Genomic DNA, 15,976 nt, shown 5'->3' with positions numbered 1-15,976 from the left:
GGGATGACCAGGGCGGACCGGTCGCGCTACCGTTCAAGTGCACGCCTTGGTGGGTGTAGCTCAGTCGGCAGAGCGCCTGGTTGTGGTCCAGGAGGCCCCGGGTTCGAACCCCGTCACTCACCCGAAACCGCCTGCGGTCCGCCTCGCGCCGGTCAGCACTCCTCGATGTGCCCAGTTATGCCGAAAGGCACTAGTGCGTCGAGGAATTCGCCCGCGTCGAAAGCTTCGGCCGGTGCGCCGGGTTTCGTGGTGTCCTCCGCGAGCCGGGGGCGACTTCCACCGGCATCAGGGCCGAGTCGCGGTAGGAATGCACCCCGCGCACGACCCCGCGGGTGCTGCGGCCCTCGATGCTGTGCGCGTCCATGAGCAGGTCATAGCGCAGATCGGCGCTGGGCAGCGCGGCGACGTCCTCCGTGGTTGAACCACCAGCGTGTCGAGAATCGACGTGGCGAGCGCGCCTTCGACGTAGGACACAGCTCGGTGCGGGCGCAACCGCCGGTGATGCCGTAGAGGGCGATCTTGTTGTGATGAGTGGCAATCTACGGCGACGGACTGAGACTACCAATAGCTGTATCGCGATCATCTATGTTTAGAACACTCAGCGCGGGAGCGCTATGGTGAGAGAGTGGACGTGCTCAGCGAAACCGTCGCCGCCATCCGTACCGGCAGCCCGACCTCCGGCATGTTCGTCCGGCATGCGCCGTGGGGGCGTCGCTATCCGGTCGTACCGGGTGCGGGTTTCCATGTGGTGCTGCAGGGTTCGTGCCGGCTGGTGCCGCCCACCGGGGCCGAACCGATGGCGCTCGGGGCCGGGGACGTGGTCTTCATGCCGCGGGGCGCCGATCACGATCTGGTCGACAACCTGGACAGCCCGGTCACCGAAACCGCGCGCCCTGGCGAGCCGCGGGAAGTCGAGGGCTCCGGCGTGCGGACCGTATTACTTTGTGGCGCCTACGAACTCGGCAGGCAGCGTAGCCATCCGCTGCTCGACGAGTTGCCCGAGTTCATCCATCTCCCCGCCCGTCCCGGCCGGCATCCGGCCTTGCGTGGCGCGGTCGACCTGCTCGCCGCGGAGATCGCCGAACCACGCCAGGGGAGCGACGCCGCGGTCCCCGCACTGCTCGAAATGCTGCTCCTGTTCGTCCTGCGCGCCTGGTTCGAGGAGCAGGCCGGTGCCCGAACCACCGGCTGGGCAGGCGCTTTCGCGGACCCGGCGGTCGCCGCCGCACTCCGGGCGGTCCACGAAGAACCGGCCCGTCCCTGGACCGTCCCCGACCTGAGCGCCGTCGCCGGCGTCTCCCGCGCCACCCTCGCCCGCCGCTTCACCGCCACCGTGGGCGAACCACCACTCGCCTACGTCACCAGATGGCGCATGCTCACCGCAGCCCGCCTACTGCGTGAGACCAACGCGTCGCTGGGTACCGTCGCCCGCAAAGTCGGCTACACCTCAGAATTTGCCTTCGCCAAAGCCTTCAAGCGGCAGTACGGCCTCGCCCCCGGCCGATACCGCAGCGCCGCCGACAAACCACCACTGGTCGCGGTCTGATCCCGCCTGCTGACCGGTGCCAACGCGCTGGTTGGCTGCCCGCGCGTTGCTTGGTTTCGCGCACCCTCTCTGCCTTCCCGCACTCGCTCTGACATGCGAAAACAGGTGCGGGAAGACAGAAAGGGTGCGCGAAATCGGTAGGGTAGGGGTGCGCTACCGGCGAGAGTGGTCGGGTGGACGTTGTGATCGAGGGACATCGGGGGTTGCTGGAGCGTGTGCTGCCTGGTGCGCGTTTGTCCGAGCTGACGGTGCGTGACGGGCAGTTCCACTACCTGGTGATCGGTGCCGACCGGGTGGTCTGTTTGGCTCGCACGGCGGCCGCCGCGGCGCGTCTGCCGCTGCGTGCGGCAGCGTTGCGCGCCGTGTCGGGGCTGGAGTTGGTTGTGGCGCAGGGGGGTCACAGATCTTCTGCACCGAGCACCGACGTGTCGTGCGGTGAGTCGCGTTGTGAACTGTCGACAACCTCTGTGAACAGCCGCCGGATCGCGGTGCCGCGGGTGGTGGATCTGTCCGACGACCCGCCGTACCTGGTGATGACGCGGGTCGGCGGCGAGCCGTTGGCGGCCACTGTGCTGAGCGACGCGTGTGCCGTGGAATCGGTTGCGCGGCAATGTCATGCGCTCCTATCCGCATTGTCCGCGGCTGGAGCCGGCCAGCAGTCGGTATTGCCGCCGGCACCCGCTGACCGCTGGACGCAGTTCGCCGCCGACGTCCGTGTCGAACTGTATCCGCTGATGAGCGCCGCCGGACGTGCCCGCGCGGATTGCGAACTCGCCGCGCTCGATACCTTGCCGCACCGTACCGAGGCCGTTGTGCATGGTGACCTTGGCGGTGAAAACCTGCTGTGGGACAACGACACTCGCAACCCGTTACTCTGCGGCGTCGTCGATTGGGACGGCGTGTGCCTCGGCGACCCGGCCGAGGACTTCGCCGCCATCGCCGCGAGCTACGGCGAGGAGGTCTTCCGAATGATCCTCCAGATGACCGAGCATGCCGACGATCTCGCCGCCCGAACAGCCATCATCGGAGGAACTTTCGCTCTGCAACAAGCCCTGGACGCCCACCGTGACGGTGACGCGGACGAACTCGCCGACGGCCTCATCGGTTACCGCTGAGCGGGTTTCAGCTGAACGGACTGCGCGGGCGTTCCTGGAGTTCGCCGTCTAGATAGATGTCGACCTTCTCGTTGTAGAAGCAGACCAGACCGGCGATCTTCTGGCTCTCGGGCAGTGGCGTGCGATAGCCCCAGACGTAGTCCTGGTAGTCCTGCTCGCCGACCCGGACGGTCCAGTAGTCCGCGGTGCCCTTGTACGGGCAGCTGGTGTGCGTGTCCGAGGGGTGCAGCAGATCCATCCGGACGTCGGTCATCGGCAGGTAATACCTTGCGGGAAGGCCGGTTTCGAAAAGGATGCGGGGCGAATGCGAATCGGCGACGGTGACGCCGTCGATCGCCACGCGCACGTGCCGGGAACTGCCGAGGATGTCGACCCGGGAGTAGGGGTCGCGCGGATGGACGTAGACCGGCTCGTCCTCCTCGAACCATTCGTCCATCTTGTGCCATTCCAGCCGGACCAGCTCGTTCAGTTCGGGCAGCGGCGAATCGTGGTAGCGCAGCGCGCCCGCCGGCGCGGTGGTGCCGTCCACCACCACGTCGTACTCCGTCGCGTCGCCGCGGCTGGGGGAGTGGTGGGTGGTGCCGGTCGGCTCGAGTTTCGCGTGCAGATCCGCGACCGGCAGGTAGTACGTCGGATAGTGCGGGCCCTCCCAGACCAGCACCGGATGCGCGGTATCGGCGACCACATGGCCGCCGAGGAACACCCGCACCCGCTTCTGGCTCGTCTCGATCTTCACCCGGCCGCGCTGCGTATCGCCCATACGACCCGAGGGTACGCGGCACGGCTGCCTGAATCCGGTATACCGATCCAGGCAGCCGTGCGCAGCGAAAGTCTCAGTCGCCGACGGTGATCGCCTCGGCTTCGTCGACGCTGTGCGGCGCGGGATCGTGCTCGTCGATGTGCGCGAGCGCCGCGCGACCGGCGAGCAGGACGAGCACCGCGGCCGCGGTACAGGCGGCCCCGACCCAGAACGGCAGCGCGATGCTGTGCTCACCGAGCTTGCCCGCCAGGTAGGGCGCGGCCGCGCCACCGGCGAAGCGCACGAAGCTGTAGGCCGCCGACGCGGTCGACCGCTCGACCGGCGCGGAGATCATCACCGCCTCGGTGATCAGGGTGTTGTTCACCCCGAGGAACAGTCCGGCGAGCACGGTCCCGGCGATCAGTACCGGCTTGTGCTCGGCGAACGCCGCCATCACCGCGAGATCGGCGGCGAACAGCCCGAGCGACAGGCCCATCATCGGCAGTGAACCGAACCGCCGCTGCAGGCGCGGCGCAAGGAAGACCGAGGCGAGCGCGAGCAGCACGCCCCAGCCGCAGAAGATGAAGCCGATCGCGTAGGTGCCCATGTCCAGCGGGAACGGGGTGTAGGCGAGCAGGGTGAAGAAGCCGAAGTTGTAGAGCAGCGCGGTGAGGCTGACGGTCAGCAACCCACGGTGCCGAAGCGCCAGGAACGGTGCGGCGATCGAGGTGTGATGCGTCGGCTTCGGTCCCTCGGGCAGCAGCGTCACGATGCTGATCAGCGCGACGGCCATCAGCACGGACACGCCGAAAAACGGTCCACGCCAGCTGATTCCACCGAGCACGCCGCCGAGTAGCGGGCCGGTGGCGATGCCGATTCCGAGCGCCGCCTCGTAGAGGATGATCGCCCGGGCGACCCCGCCGCTGGCCGCGCCGACGATGGTGGCCAGCGCCGTCGCGATGAACAGGGCGTTGCCCAGACCCCAACCCGCGCGGAAGCCGACGATTTGCGTGACGGTGCTGGACAATCCGGCCAGTGCCGCGAACACGATGATGATGGCCAGCCCGGCCAGCAGCGTCTTCTTCGCGCCGAACCGGCTCGACACCACGCCGGTGATCAGCATGGCCACGCCCGTCACCAGCATGTAACTGGTGAACAGCAGCGACACCTGCGAGGGCGAGGCGTGCAACTGCTCGCCGATCGGTTTCAGAATGGGGTCGACCAGTCCGATGCCCATGAACGCGATGACGCTCGCGAAGGCAACGGCCCAAACGGCTTTCGGCTGCCGGGTGGGTTCCGTGGGGTCCGCGCCCACGGCGCGGTCAGGTGCCAAAGTACTACTCATCGATGTTCCCTCGATATCGGATGATGCTGTCGCGTAGCCGTTTTCAGGGCCTCCAGCAGTTCGTTGAGATCGGTGTCCAGTTGCGCGAGCCGCGCGGTGTCGAAGCCTTCGAGCCGGGTGGTGAGTGCGGTGGCGAAGGCTTGACGCGCCTGGGTGAGCCGAGTGCGCCCGGCCGGGGTGAGTTCGACGACGACCGCCCTGGAATCGTCCGGGTCTCTGCGCCGGGTCGCGAATCCGTCCGCGACCAGCCGCCCGATCAGCGTCGTTGCCGCCGGTTGCGAACACCGATCGATCCTGGCGAACTCGCTCACCCGCACCGCACCGTGCTCGTCGAGCACGGCGAGCGCGCGCAATACGGCTCGCGGTAGGTCGTCGCCGCTGATCACCCCGGCCAGCCGAGTGAGCCTGCCCGCGGTCACGAGTAGATCGACGACGATGTCATCCGCTGTGGTTTCCTGAGCACGCTGCACCAGAATATTATTACATAAGCTAACTATGTAAGTCTCGTGAACCTGATCACGAACCGGAAAGTCCCGGTCGGCGCCGTTCCCGCCGAGGCGGCTATGCGTCCGATGCTTCCCGGCGGTAGCTTTCATGATGTCCCCGGGAGGAGCCGCGCCATGACCGACCCCGCCGTTACGTTCGCCTTGGTGCCCGACGAAGTGACAGATGCCGGACGCTACGTCCAGCAGGCCGCCGCCAACCTGATCGCGGGCCTGCGATCCGGCTCGGTCGAGGTCGACGGACTGATGACGACCTGGCACGGCCCCGCCGCCACCGCCTACGCCGCCGCCTGGGACGAAACCCATCGTGCCGCGCTCTCGGTGTTCGAGGCCCTCGCCGATATGGCCGAACTGCTCGGGGTGGTGGTCGACCGCAGTCAAGCCACCGACACCGGCACCGCCACGGCGGTGAGTTCACTGGATCTGCCCTGAGTCGTGGAAACCAAAGGGGGACAATAGGAATGACCGAACAGTATCGAGCCGACCTGGCCCATATCGAAGCCGTTACGGCGAAACTGGCCGGTCTCGACGAGTTCGTCACCGAGTCGCTGCGTGAGGTCGAAGAGCGTATCGCCGCCGTGCAGCGCAACTGGTCCGGCAAGTCGGCCGACGCGCACGCCACCGCGCACGCCGAATGGACCGCCGCGGCCGCCGAGATCGCCGCGGGCTTGGCGAAGATGCATCGCGCCGCCGCCGCGGCCCGGACCTCCTACGCCGACGGCACCGTGACCATCCTGTCCGCCCTTGGGCGCGGCGGATCCGCCCGATGACCGGCACGGTCCTCGACGTCGACACCGCCGACTACTACGACACCGCCACCAAGATCGCGGCCGGTGCCGCCGCCTGGTGGTCGGCGATCGATGCCCGCTGGCCGGAAATGGCCAAGGCCACCGACATGGCCGGCTCGTACACCGACGGCAAGGAGTGGAGCAAGAGCTACGACCAGCGGGCCGAAGACATCCTGGCCATGGTCACCAAAGTAGCTTCGGCGGCGCACGCCTATGCCATCGTGCTCAACAACTGCCGGCCGACGACGGAAGGCTCTTCATCCAAATGCGAGAAATGCCGCGGTAGCGGTGTAGGGAGATGGAGACACAATGCCTGAAGAAATCGATGGAATCTTCTACTCACCTGACGAGGTTGATCCGCTGCCACCCGAAGAGATCGGTCGTGCACAGGAGCGCTGACCATGATCGAACTCCCGCACCCCTCGTTGTTCTGAACCCGGCGTGTCTTCCGGCAAGTCGGGGTGCGGGAACACGGAACGGGTGCGGGAACCTCGCTCACGCTGAAAGCGTTGAGGGTCAGGCGGTTTGGGCTTTGGGGCGGGGTGGGGTGCCGAAGAGGTGGGCGTCTCCGTGGGCGCGTTTGAAGAAGAGGTGGGCGTCGTGTTCCCAGGTGATGGCGATGCCGCCGTGTAGTTGAACGGTTTCCGCGACGATGGTGGTGAGGGCGTCCGAGCAGTGCAGGCGGGCGACCCAGACGTCTTCGGCGGCGCCGGGGGACTGCTCGGTGACCGCGAGGGTGGCGGCCTGGGCGGCGGACTTGGCGGATTCCAGCAGCACGTACATGTCGGCCATGCGGTGTTTGAGTGCTTGGAAGCTGCCGATGGCGCGGCCGAACTGGACGCGGGATTTGGTGTAGTCGACGGTCAGTTCGAGGCAGCGTTCGGCGGCGCCTACCTGCTCGGCTGCGACTGCGGCCCAGGCGATCTCCCGCAGTTGCGTGCGCCCGGCGATTGGGTCTCCGCCGCCGAGGCGGCGCGCTTGGACCTCGGTGAAGGTGATGCTGCTCAATTTCCGCGTCGGATCCATGGTGGGTACCGTCCGCCGCGACACGCCCGCGGTGTCCGCCGGAACCTCGAAAAGCCCGCTCGCGGTGACCACCAGGAGGGTGTCGGCCCCCACGCCGTCGAGCACGTAATGCGCGGTACCGGTGAGCTTTCCGTCCGCCTCGCGGACTCCGGCTTCGTCCCAACCGCTCGCACCTGCCCAGCAGACCGCCAACGTCCGGGTGCCTTCGGCGACTTCAGGGAGGAGCCGTGCACACGCCTCCGCATCGCCGGACAGCAACACGGCTTGCGCGCCGAGCACGGCAGACCCGAGCATCGGCACCCCGGCGAGGGTGCGCCCGAGCTCGCCTACGACCAGCAGGGATTCGACCAAACTTGCCCCGATGCCGCCGTACTCCTCGGGCACGGCCAGCGCCGCGACCCCGATCTGCTCGCACAGCAACCGCCACAGCGCGGGGTCGTAGCCGAGTTCGGTGCCCATCGCTTTGCGCACCGCCGCGGATCCGGCGTGCTTGGTGAGCAGTGCGCGCACCGAGGCGGTGAACTCCTGGTGTTCGGTATTCGTCATGCCGTTCCTCGCTCGGCCGTCGCCTCGTCGCGCAGTGCGCGGGCGATCCGGCCGCGATGCAGATCCGTTGTGCCCCAAGCGGAGCGCAGTGCGGTGACCCGGGTGAGCCACAGCGAAAGGTCGTATTCGGCGGTGTAGCCGATCGCGCCGTGCACTTGCAGGGCGGCGCGCGAAGCACGGTAGGCCGCATCGCCGCAGGCGATCACGGCCGCCGAGACGTCCCGCCCGCGGGTCGGTGTCGCCATGGTGAGCGCGGCGCGGTAGAGCAGCGGCTCGGCCAGATCGAGCCCGATCAGCACGTCGGCGAGTTTCTGTTTGACGGCTTGGAACTCGCCGATCGGTTTGCCGAACTGTTTGCGCTGCTTGGCGTATCCGGTGGTGGCGTCGAGCAGTGCCCGGCCCGCGCCGAGCAACTGCGCCGCGCAGGCCAGCGCCCCGGTGTCGAAGGCGGTGGCGACGGCCGCGCGCACCGCGTCGCCCTCGGCGACCAGTTCGTCGGCCGCGACGGTGAACAGCCGCCGAGCCGGATCGATCGATCGGATGGTTCCGGTGCGTTGCGCGGTGGACAACCGCGCGTCGTCCGCGATCAGCACCATTTCGGCGGTGTCGGCATCGAGCGCGACGCTGCTTTGCTCCGGCGCGGTGAACGAGAGGGTGCCCAGCGCACTGCCTTCGGCGAGGCCGGGCAACCAGCGCGCGGCCGGTTCGTCATCCGGAAGTGCCTGCAGGAGAGCAGGTATCGCGGCCGCTGTCTCGATCAGCGGTCCGGGCGCGGCGGCGCGGCCGAGTTCGATGAATGCCACCACCAGATCGATCGGTTCGGCCCCGACCCCGCCGTGTTCGTCATCGATGGCCAGGCCGAGCACACCGGCACCGGCCAGCTGCCGGATGAGTGCGCGGCCGGGCCGCGGATCGCCGGTCGCCCAATGGCGCACGGCCGCGGGTGTGCGCCCGGCGTCGAGCAGCTTGCGTACGCTGCCGCCGAAATCGAGCTGTTCGGGACTGAGCGCGAATCTCATCGGCTGCTTCCTCTCGGTAGTCCGAGCAGCCGCTCGGCGATGATGTTGCGCTGAATCTCGTTGGTACCCGCGTAGATCGGGCCGGAAAGGGAGAACAGGTAGCCGTCCGTCCACGGCCCGGATCGTTCGGCGGCGGCGCCGAGCACATCGAGCCCGGTCTCGTGCATCGCGATATCGAGTTCGGACCAGAACACCTTGGTAATCGACGATTCCGCGCCGAGCTTGCCGCCCTCGTTGAGCCGGGTGACCGTACCGAAAGTGTGCAGCCGGTAGGCCTCACTGCCGATCCAGGCGTCCACCACGGCATCTCGCTGCGCGGTGTTGGCCTGGTCGCCCTGGTCGAGCCAGAGGTCGATCAATCGCTGCGCAGTCGCGCTGAACCGCCCCGGGCTGCGCAGGGACAGTCCGCGCTCGTTGCTCGAGGTGCTCATAGCGACCCGCCAGCCTTCGCCGGGCGCGCCGATCACGTCGCGGTCGGGAACGAACACCTCGTCGAGGAAGATCTCGGCGAAGCCGGGCTCCCCGTCCAGCTGGGGAATCGGCCGGACCGAAACGCCGTCGGCGGTGAGCGGGAACATGACGTAGGTCAGTCCCTTGTGGCGTTCGGCTTCGGGGTCGCTGCGGAACAGGCCGAAGGCCCAATCCGCGTACGCCGCACGGGAACTCCAGGTCTTCTGGCCGCTCAGCAGCCAGCCGCCGCTGGTACGGCGGGCGGTGGAGCGGATGCCCGCGAGGTCGCTGCCCGCTTCGGGTTCGGACCAGGCCTGGGCCCAGATATCGTCCCCGCGCGCCATCCGCGGCATGATCCGGTCCAGCTGCTCGGTCGTGCCGTGCTCGAAAAGCGTTGGCGCCAGCAGGAAGATGCCGTTCTGACTCACTCGACCCGGCGCGTTCGCCGCGTAGTACTCCTGCTCGAACAGCACCCACTCCAGCAGGGACACGTCGCGGCCGCCGTACTCGTCCGGCCACGCGACCACGGACAGGCGCGCCTCGGCGAGGGTGCGTTCCCACGCGCGGTGGGCCTCGAATCCCGCCTTGGTGTCCATCGAGGGGAGCGGTTGCGCGGGTTTGTGTGCGGCCAGGAAATCGCGGACTTCGGCCTGGAATTCCTGTGTCGCCTGGTCGATCTCGAGGTCCACTTACTTCGCCCCGTTCTCGCCGGTCGCGGTGGCCTTCATCGACTTGGCGTTCATGCCGCCGAGCGAATCGGCGCCGACTTCGGCGTTGTGCGCGTGGGCGAAATGATGCAGGCCGAACACCGAGTCCATTCCGGCTCGCATGCCCATCAGGTCTTCGGCCTGATTGACCGCCTTCTTGGTCAGCGCGAGACCGAAGCGCGGCATGGTGGCGATCTTTTCGGCCAGCGCGAGCGTCTCGCTTTCCAGCTCCGCGCGGGGCGCGACCCGGTTCACCATGCCCCACTCCTTGGCCTGGGCCGCACCGAAGCGGTCGCCGGTGAACAGGAACTCCTTGGCCGCACGCGGTCCCATCACCCACGGGTGCGCGAAGTACTCGACGCCCGGAATGCCCATCCGCACAACCGGATCGGAGAAGAACGCGTCGTCGGACGCGATGATTAGATCGCATACCCAGGCGAGCATCAGTCCGCCTGCGATACACGCGCCCTGCACCATGGCGATCGTCGGCTTGGGAATCTCCCGCCAACGCCGGCACATGCCGAGGTACACCTCGAGTTCGCGGGCGAAACGCTGGTCGCCGCCGGCCTTGTCGACGTGGTCCCACCACAGCGTCGCCTTGTTCGGGTAGTGCACGTGGTGGTCGCGGCCCGGCGTGCCGATATCGTGGCCGGCGCTGAAGTGTTTTCCGTTGCCCGCCAACACGATCACCCCGACCTCGGGGTCCTCGACGGCTCGCTCGAACGCGGCGTCGAGCGCGTAGGTCATCACCGAGTTCTGCGCGTTGCGGTAATCCGGCCGATTCAGCGTCACGATCGCGACGCGGCCGCGCACCTCGTAGGTGACGACTTCCCCCTCGTCCGGGACAGCCGGTTCCGACATCACGAAATCTCCTCACGTAGTTGACGCTTGAGCACTTTCCCGGCGGCGCTGTAGGGCAGCTGATCGCGGAATTCCACGAATCGCGGCACCTTGAAGTTGGCCAGCACGGTGGTGGCGTGCGCGCGCACCTGTTCTTCGGTGAGCGACGCGCCCGCCTTGCGGACGACGAAAGCCTTGCCCACCTCGCCCATCCGGGTGTCCGGCACCCCGACGACCGCGGATTCGGCCACGCCGTCCAACCGGGCGAGGGCCTGCTCGACTTCGGCCGGGTACACGTTGAATCCGCCGGAGATGTACATGTCCTTGAGCCGGTCGGTGATCTTCAGATAGCCGCGCTCGTCGACGCTGCCGATATCGCCGGTGTGCAGCCAACCCTCGGAATCAATGGCGGCGGCGGTGCTTTCGGGGTCGTCGAGGTAGCCGAGCATCACGTTCGGCCCGCGCAGCAGCACCTCGCCGTCGTCGGCGAGGCGCAGTTCGAAGTCGGCGATCGGCCTGCCGCAGGTGCCCGCGATGGTCGCCGCGTCGTCGTCGGTGCGGCACATGGTGCCGAACCCGGAGGCTTCGGACAGGCCGTAGGCGGTGAGCACGATGTCGAAGTCGAGTTCGTCGCGCATCCGTTCGATGAGCACCACCGGCACGGTCGCCGCGCCGGTCACCGCGATCCGCAGCGTGCCGAGATCGCAGTCGCGGCGCCGGGGGTGGTCGAGGATCGTCTGATAGATCGTCGGCGGGCCGGGCAGGACGGTGATCCGCTCTTCGCTGATCAGCCGCAACGTGACGGGTACGTCGAAGACCGCCTGGGGCACGATCGTGGCGCCGGTGACCAGGCAGGCCAGGATGCCCGCCTTGTAGCCGAAGTTGTGGAAGAACGGATTCACGACGAGATACCGGTCGTCTCTGCGCAGTGTGGTGCACTCGGCCCAGGCCCGGACCACCGAGAGCGCCTGGCGGTGCGCCACGAGCGTGCCCTTGCTGCGCCCGGTGGTGCCGGAGGTGAACAGGATGTCGGCGATATCGTCCGGCCGGACCGCCGACGCGCGGTCCTCGGCCTCGGCGAGCGTGGACTTTTCCGCGATCCCGGCCAGCTCGGACCAGTCGAACGCGGTGGCGTCGGTGGTCGTGGTGCCCGGTTCGACCGGGATGACGACCACCGTCTCGATGCTGAGATCCGGTGCGGTCGAGCGCAATTCGGCCAGGCGATCGCGCCCGAGGAAGGTGCCGGCGATGAACAGTGCCCGCGCGTCCACCCGGGCCAGCACGTCCGCGGCTTCCGCGGCGACATAGCGGGTGTTCAACGGCACCAACGCGGCGCCGACGTAGTGCGCGCCGAGCGCGGCGACGACCCAGTGGTAGGTGTTCGGCGCCCACATCGCGACGCGGTCGCCGGCTTGCACACCGCGTGCGATCAGCGCCCGCGCCACGTCCAGGACCGCGGCGTGCAGTTGCGTCCAGTCCAGCCGGACCGCGCCGTCGGCGAGCGCGGGCGCGGCGCCGAACGTCTGCGCGGCATGCCGCAGCGCCAGCGGTGTCGTCTGTGCAGGGGTTGTCACGGTTGTCCTTACCGTTCGTGCAGGGCACTTATGTGCGCGCCCTACAAAGCAAGTGCTTGGTAGGTTATCCTACCGGCGTGGGTGCGATCCAGACCTCAGAATCCGATACCGCCGGTTCGGGCGGGCGGTTTTCCGCGAGCGCGGACCAGCAATTCGCCGCCGACGTGCGCGAGTGGCTCGCGGACAACCTGAACGGCGAGTACCGCGAGCTGCGCGGACTCGGCGGACCGGGCCGCGAGCACGAGGCGTTCGACGAACGCCTCGCCTGGGACCGGCATCTGGCCGCCGCGGGCTGGACCTGCCTCGGCTGGCCGGAGGAATACGGCGGCCGGGCGGCCAGCGTGCGCCAGCAGGTGATCTTCCACGAGGAGTACGCGAAAGCGAATGCGCCCGCGCGGGTTTCGCATGTCGGCGAAGAACTGCTCGGACCGACGGTGCTCGCCTTCGGCACCCAGGCGCAGCGCGACCGCTTCCTGCCCGGCATCCGCACCGTGTCCGAACTGTGGTGCCAGGGGTATTCCGAACCCGGCGCGGGCTCGGACCTGGCGGCGATCACCACCTCGGCCCGTCGCGACGGCGACGAGTGGTCGATCAACGGACAGAAGATCTGGACGTCACTGGCCCACGTCGCCGACTGGTGCTTCGTGATCGCCCGGACCGAACCCGGCTCCACCCGCCACCACGGCCTGTCCTACCTGCTCGTTCCGATGAATCAGCCGGGCATCGATGTGCGGCCGATCATTCAGTTGACCGGCACCTCGGAGTTCAACGAGGTCTTCTTCGACGACGCGCGCACCGCCGCGGACCTGGTCGTCGGTGAACCGGGTGAGGGCTGGCGGATCGCCATGGGCACGCTGACCTTCGAGCGCGGTATCTCCACGCTCGGCCAGCAGATCCGGTTCGCCAGGGAACTGGCGGATGTCGAGGCCCTGGCCCGGCGCACCGGCGCCGCCGCCGATCCGTTGATCGCGGAGCGGATCGATCGCGCCTGGGTCGGCCTGCGGGTGCTGCGCGCGCACGCCATCCGCACCATGCAGGGTGCGGGTGTCACCGACGGCGGCCAGGCCTCGGTCGCGAAACTGTTGTGGGCCAACTGGCATCGCGGACTCGGCGAATTGGCGATGGCCGTGCTGGGGCCCGCGGGCCTGGTTGCCGACGCAGACGATCTGAACGAATGGCAGCGGCTGTACCTGTTCACCCGCGCCGACACCATCTACGGAGGTTCGAACGAAGTGCAGCGCAACATCATCGCCGAGCGGGTGCTCGGCCTACCGCGTGAGGCACGAGGATGACCGACCTCTCCGTGGCGTCCCAGCCGATTCCGGGACACGGTCTGCTCACCGGACGTGCCGCCGTCATCACCGCGGCCGCGGGCACCGGCATCGGCTCGGCCACCGCGCGCAGGCTGCTCGCCGAGGGCGCCGATGTGGTCGTCTCCGATTGGCACGAGCGACGTTTGGCCGAGACGGCGGCCGAACTCGCGGCCGAATTCCCCGACCGCAAGGTCGCTTCGATCGCTTGCGACGTGCAAAGCACCGAGCAGGTGAACGCGCTGGTGCGTGGGGCGGCCGAGGCGATCGGACGGATCGACATCATGGTCAACAATGCCGGCCTCGGTGGGGAGACACCGGTCGTCGACATGACCGACGAGCAGTGGGATCGCGTGCTCGACATCACCCTCAACGGCACCTTCCGCTGCACGCGCGCGGCGCTCAACTACTTCCGGGCCGCCGGGCACGGCGGCGTGATCGTCAACAACGCGAGCGTGCTCGGCTGGCGCGCGCAGCACGGCCAGGCGCACTACGCCGCGGCCAAGGCGGGCGTGATGGCGCTGACCCGGTGCAGTGCCGTCGAGGCCGCCGCCCTCGGGGTCCGGATCAACGCGGTCGCGCCCAGCATCGCGCGGCACGCATTTCTGGACAAGGTCAGCTCGACCGAACTGCTGGACCGGCTCTCCGAGCGCGAGGCGTTCGGCCGGGCCGCGGAGCCGTGGGAGGTCGCGGCCACCATCGCCATGCTCGCCAGCGACTACACCACATACCTGACCGGTGAGGTGGTGTCGGTCAGCAGCCAACGAGCCTGAGCCGGTTCAGGTTTGCGGTCGTACGCCCCGGTTCGCATCGGGTAGCCGACCGGTGGCTCGCGGCCCGGAACAGTCCGGTCGGGACGGACTGGACGGACCGTCGAGCACGGCAGAATGCGGTCGCGGGCACGCTCGGGCGCACCTCCGGCAAATGGGCGGCTGATCAGGTAGAAAAGCCGACGGCAGATGTCGCCGGGTTGTGCCATGCTGGTTGAGATCGGAACCCGCACTCTCCAAAGGGGCGATGGCTATGGGCCTTGATAGCCCAGCTGCCCGCGAACAACTGGAACTCGAATTGGTGCGCGAAGTGGTGCTGGCTCGGCGCAGGCTGGACAGCCTGGTGCTCGCCGCACTCACCCTCGGCGCCGAGTTGATCGAGCACACCTCCGAACGTGCGACCGCGATGCGGGCCGCGCAGATTCTCGAGCAGTTCGCGATCGATGAGGCCGCGGTGGCCCGTGATCCGCGCGGCGCGCTGCGGGCCGACCTGGCCCGAGATCACGAGCGAGCCAAACAGATCGGTCTCGAACCCGACCCCGGCGAGCTGTCCGCCGAGGAGTCCGAACAGGATCGGCGCAGGCATCGCCAAGCCGCGCTGCTGTGCGAGGTGCGCGCGGACCTGCTCGACGTGGTGGCCAAGTGCCGCAAGTTCCGGCTCGACCGCGTCGCCTTCGACGAGGAGATCGCGCAGGGTCTGTGCGCCGCCACCGACAAGCTGGTGATCGGTGCCGATATGGACACCTACCAGGCGTGGCAGCGCGGCATGGTGCTCAAGCTGATCGAAGAGCCGGTGCCCTCCGGCCCGCCGCGCGTCATGGCGACCGTCGACGCGGGGCCGGGCCGCGGACAGCTCACCGTCGAATGGGACAGCTGCGAAAGACGGCTGGCGCTGGTCGCGCGCATGGCCAGAGCCGGGGTGGCGCCGGTGGTCATCTGCGACCGGCTGCTCGCGGACCTATCGGTGTCCTCGCCCTTGCGTTATTCGGTGCGCTGATCGGGTCCTCGCGATCCAGCGATGCCGTGATCCGGCACTTTCGCGCATGCCGGCCTGTACCAAGCAAACGCTTGGTTGTATTATGGCCGATGTGACGGCACCCGACGCTTCGAAATCAGCACGGCGCAATGAACTGCTCACGCTGGCGGCCGAACTGTTCGCCGAACGCGGACTGCGCGCCACCACCGTGCGCGATATCGCCGACGCGGCCGGGATTCTATCCGGGAGCCTCTACCACCACTTCGATTCCAAGGAGTCGATGGTGGACGAGATCCTGCGCGGCTTCCTGGACGACCTGTTCGGGCACTACCGCGAGATCGTCGCCGCCGGGCTCAGCTCGCGAGACACCTTGGAAGCCTTGGTGATCGCGTCCTACCAGTCCTTCGACCGGCATCACGCCGCGGTGGCGATCTACCAGGCCGAGGCGAAGCGGCTGCGCACCGCCGAACGGTTCACCTACATCGCCGACTACAACCGCGAATTCCGCGAGCTGTGGCACCGGGTATTGACCAACGGTGTCCAGGACGGCAGCTTCCGGCCCGAGATCGACGTCGAACTGGCGTACCGGTTCCTGCGCGACACGGTGTGGGTGGCGGTGCGGTGGTACCAGCCCGGTGGCCCGATCACCGTCGACAACCTCGCCAAGCAGTATCTGACCATCGTGCTCGACGGGCTCACCGCCTCCGAAAACGGCTAGGCCG

General features: G+C 68.2%; 17 protein-coding genes and 1 tRNA gene. 10 read left to right on the top strand and 8 right to left on the bottom strand.

Translation table 11 applies throughout. The annotated features are described in order from the left end of the window. Positions 1 to 49: 49 nt before the first annotated feature. From TY25_RS13655 to TY25_RS13645, 3 genes are all read left to right on the top strand, one after another. Positions 50 to 122, top strand: a tRNA-His gene (locus tag TY25_RS13655). A gap of 503 nt (positions 123 to 625) precedes the next feature. Continuing rightward, the gene (locus TY25_RS13650; RefSeq protein WP_042256327.1) at positions 626 to 1,546 is read left to right on the top strand and encodes an AraC family transcriptional regulator; all 921 of its coding nucleotides are present in this window, start codon (positions 626 to 628) and stop codon (positions 1,544 to 1,546) included. 182 nt (positions 1,547 to 1,728) lie between these two features. Then, complete coding sequence (locus TY25_RS13645) at positions 1,729 to 2,661, top strand: phosphotransferase family protein (protein ID WP_063602724.1); 933 nt, start codon at positions 1,729 to 1,731, stop codon at positions 2,659 to 2,661. 7 nt (positions 2,662 to 2,668) lie between these two features. Here the strand turns inward: TY25_RS13645 and TY25_RS13640 are convergent, their stop codons facing one another. The 3 genes from TY25_RS13640 to TY25_RS13630 form a co-directional block, all read right to left on the bottom strand. Further along, positions 2,669 to 3,421, bottom strand: a complete 753-nt coding sequence (locus TY25_RS13640) for a DUF427 domain-containing protein (protein ID WP_042256324.1) — start codon at positions 3,419 to 3,421, stop codon at positions 2,669 to 2,671. Positions 3,422 to 3,494: 73 nt separating this feature from the next. Next, a complete protein-coding gene (locus TY25_RS13635; protein ID WP_042256323.1) occupies positions 3,495 to 4,745 on the bottom strand; it encodes an MFS transporter in 1,251 nt (416 codons plus the stop codon). Then, a complete protein-coding gene (locus tag TY25_RS13630; protein ID WP_042256322.1) occupies positions 4,742 to 5,215 on the bottom strand; it encodes a MarR family winged helix-turn-helix transcriptional regulator in 474 nt (157 codons plus the stop codon). Before TY25_RS13630 ends, TY25_RS13635 begins: the two co-directional genes overlap by 4 nt. A gap of 150 nt (positions 5,216 to 5,365) precedes the next feature. On the opposite strand from TY25_RS13630, the gene TY25_RS40505 reads away from it, so the two are divergent. Genes TY25_RS40505 through TY25_RS13615 form a run of 3 tightly spaced genes read left to right on the top strand, consistent with a single transcriptional unit; the run spans position 5,366 to position 6,353 of the window. Continuing rightward, entirely contained in the window at positions 5,366 to 5,680 is a 315-nt protein-coding gene (locus TY25_RS40505) for a WXG100 family type VII secretion target (RefSeq protein ID WP_052382958.1), read from the top strand. Positions 5,681 to 5,709: 29 nt separating this feature from the next. After that, positions 5,710 to 6,018 (top strand): WXG100 family type VII secretion target, encoded by a 309-nt coding sequence (locus TY25_RS13620; protein WP_042256321.1) that lies wholly within the window; start codon positions 5,710 to 5,712, stop codon positions 6,016 to 6,018. Then, positions 6,015 to 6,353 (top strand): hypothetical protein, encoded by a 339-nt coding sequence (locus TY25_RS13615; protein ID WP_042256320.1) that lies wholly within the window; start codon positions 6,015 to 6,017, stop codon positions 6,351 to 6,353. Before TY25_RS13620 ends, TY25_RS13615 begins: the two co-directional genes overlap by 4 nt. Positions 6,354 to 6,552: 199 nt before the next feature. Here the strand turns inward: TY25_RS13615 and TY25_RS13610 are convergent, their stop codons facing one another. From TY25_RS13610 to TY25_RS13590, 5 genes are read right to left on the bottom strand one after another with little or no spacing between them, the layout of a single operon-like run. Further along, on the bottom strand, positions 6,553 to 7,608 hold the full coding sequence (locus TY25_RS13610; protein WP_042256318.1) for an acyl-CoA dehydrogenase family protein: 1,056 nt from the start codon (positions 7,606 to 7,608) through the stop codon (positions 6,553 to 6,555). Then, positions 7,605 to 8,627, bottom strand: a complete 1,023-nt coding sequence (locus tag TY25_RS13605) for an acyl-CoA dehydrogenase family protein (RefSeq protein ID WP_042256317.1) — start codon at positions 8,625 to 8,627, stop codon at positions 7,605 to 7,607. The genes TY25_RS13610 and TY25_RS13605 overlap by 4 nt, the downstream gene beginning before the upstream one ends. Further along, positions 8,624 to 9,766, bottom strand: a complete 1,143-nt coding sequence (locus tag TY25_RS13600) for an acyl-CoA dehydrogenase family protein (protein ID WP_042256316.1) — start codon at positions 9,764 to 9,766, stop codon at positions 8,624 to 8,626. Before TY25_RS13600 ends, TY25_RS13605 begins: the two co-directional genes overlap by 4 nt. Then, the gene (locus TY25_RS13595) at positions 9,767 to 10,645 is read right to left on the bottom strand and encodes an enoyl-CoA hydratase (protein ID WP_042256315.1); all 879 of its coding nucleotides are present in this window, start codon (positions 10,643 to 10,645) and stop codon (positions 9,767 to 9,769) included. Then, the gene (locus TY25_RS13590; protein ID WP_042256314.1) at positions 10,645 to 12,198 is read right to left on the bottom strand and encodes a FadD3 family acyl-CoA ligase; all 1,554 of its coding nucleotides are present in this window, start codon (positions 12,196 to 12,198) and stop codon (positions 10,645 to 10,647) included. The genes TY25_RS13595 and TY25_RS13590 overlap by 1 nt, the downstream gene beginning before the upstream one ends. Before the next feature lie 86 nt (positions 12,199 to 12,284). Here TY25_RS13590 and TY25_RS13585 point away from each other — a divergent pair, with 86 nt between their 5' ends. The 4 genes from TY25_RS13585 (at position 12,285) to TY25_RS13570 (ending at position 15,972) form a co-directional block, all read left to right on the top strand. Beyond that, positions 12,285 to 13,490 carry an acyl-CoA dehydrogenase family protein gene (locus TY25_RS13585; protein WP_256656713.1) on the top strand — a complete coding sequence of 402 codons (1,206 nt, stop codon included), beginning with the start codon at positions 12,285 to 12,287 and terminating at the stop codon, positions 13,488 to 13,490. After that, positions 13,487 to 14,281 carry an SDR family oxidoreductase gene (locus tag TY25_RS13580; protein ID WP_042256312.1) on the top strand — a complete coding sequence of 265 codons (795 nt, stop codon included), beginning with the start codon at positions 13,487 to 13,489 and terminating at the stop codon, positions 14,279 to 14,281. Before TY25_RS13585 ends, TY25_RS13580 begins: the two co-directional genes overlap by 4 nt. 250 nt (positions 14,282 to 14,531) lie before the next feature. Continuing rightward, a complete protein-coding gene (locus TY25_RS13575; RefSeq protein WP_042256310.1) occupies positions 14,532 to 15,275 on the top strand; it encodes a hypothetical protein in 744 nt (247 codons plus the stop codon). An 82-nt stretch (positions 15,276 to 15,357) separates the two neighbouring features. After that, positions 15,358 to 15,972, top strand: a complete 615-nt coding sequence (locus TY25_RS13570; RefSeq protein ID WP_042256309.1) for a TetR/AcrR family transcriptional regulator — start codon at positions 15,358 to 15,360, stop codon at positions 15,970 to 15,972. Positions 15,973 to 15,976: the final 4 nt, after the last annotated feature.

The organism is Nocardia brasiliensis NBRC 14402 (assembly GCF_000308475.2).
In the GTDB taxonomy this organism is placed as follows: Bacteria; Actinomycetota; Actinomycetes; order Mycobacteriales; family Mycobacteriaceae; genus Nocardia; species Nocardia brasiliensis.
This window is presented reverse-complemented; position numbering and strand designations above follow the sequence as displayed.

What these genes read in the sequence shown, in the direction of transcription:
- TY25_RS13640 (WP_042256324.1), bottom strand. Translation starts at nt 3,421, where the DNA reads ATGGGCGATACGCAGCGCGGCCGGGTGAAGATCGAGACGAGCCAGAAG.
- TY25_RS13635 (WP_042256323.1), bottom strand. Translation starts at nt 4,745, where the DNA reads ATGAGTAGTACTTTGGCACCTGACCGCGCCGTGGGCGCGGACCCCACG.
- TY25_RS40505 (WP_052382958.1), top strand. Translation starts at nt 5,366, where the DNA reads ATGACCGACCCCGCCGTTACGTTCGCCTTGGTGCCCGACGAAGTGACA.
- TY25_RS13620 (WP_042256321.1), top strand. Translation starts at nt 5,710, where the DNA reads ATGACCGAACAGTATCGAGCCGACCTGGCCCATATCGAAGCCGTTACG.
- TY25_RS13615 (WP_042256320.1), top strand. Translation starts at nt 6,015, where the DNA reads ATGACCGGCACGGTCCTCGACGTCGACACCGCCGACTACTACGACACC.
- TY25_RS13610 (WP_042256318.1), bottom strand. Translation starts at nt 7,608, where the DNA reads ATGACGAATACCGAACACCAGGAGTTCACCGCCTCGGTGCGCGCACTG.
- TY25_RS13605 (WP_042256317.1), bottom strand. Translation starts at nt 8,627, where the DNA reads ATGAGATTCGCGCTCAGTCCCGAACAGCTCGATTTCGGCGGCAGCGTA.
- TY25_RS13595 (WP_042256315.1), bottom strand. Translation starts at nt 10,645, where the DNA reads ATGTCGGAACCGGCTGTCCCGGACGAGGGGGAAGTCGTCACCTACGAG.
- TY25_RS13580 (WP_042256312.1), top strand. Translation starts at nt 13,487, where the DNA reads ATGACCGACCTCTCCGTGGCGTCCCAGCCGATTCCGGGACACGGTCTG.
- TY25_RS13575 (WP_042256310.1), top strand. Translation starts at nt 14,532, where the DNA reads ATGGGCCTTGATAGCCCAGCTGCCCGCGAACAACTGGAACTCGAATTG.
- TY25_RS13570 (WP_042256309.1), top strand. Translation starts at nt 15,358, where the DNA reads ATGGCCGATGTGACGGCACCCGACGCTTCGAAATCAGCACGGCGCAAT.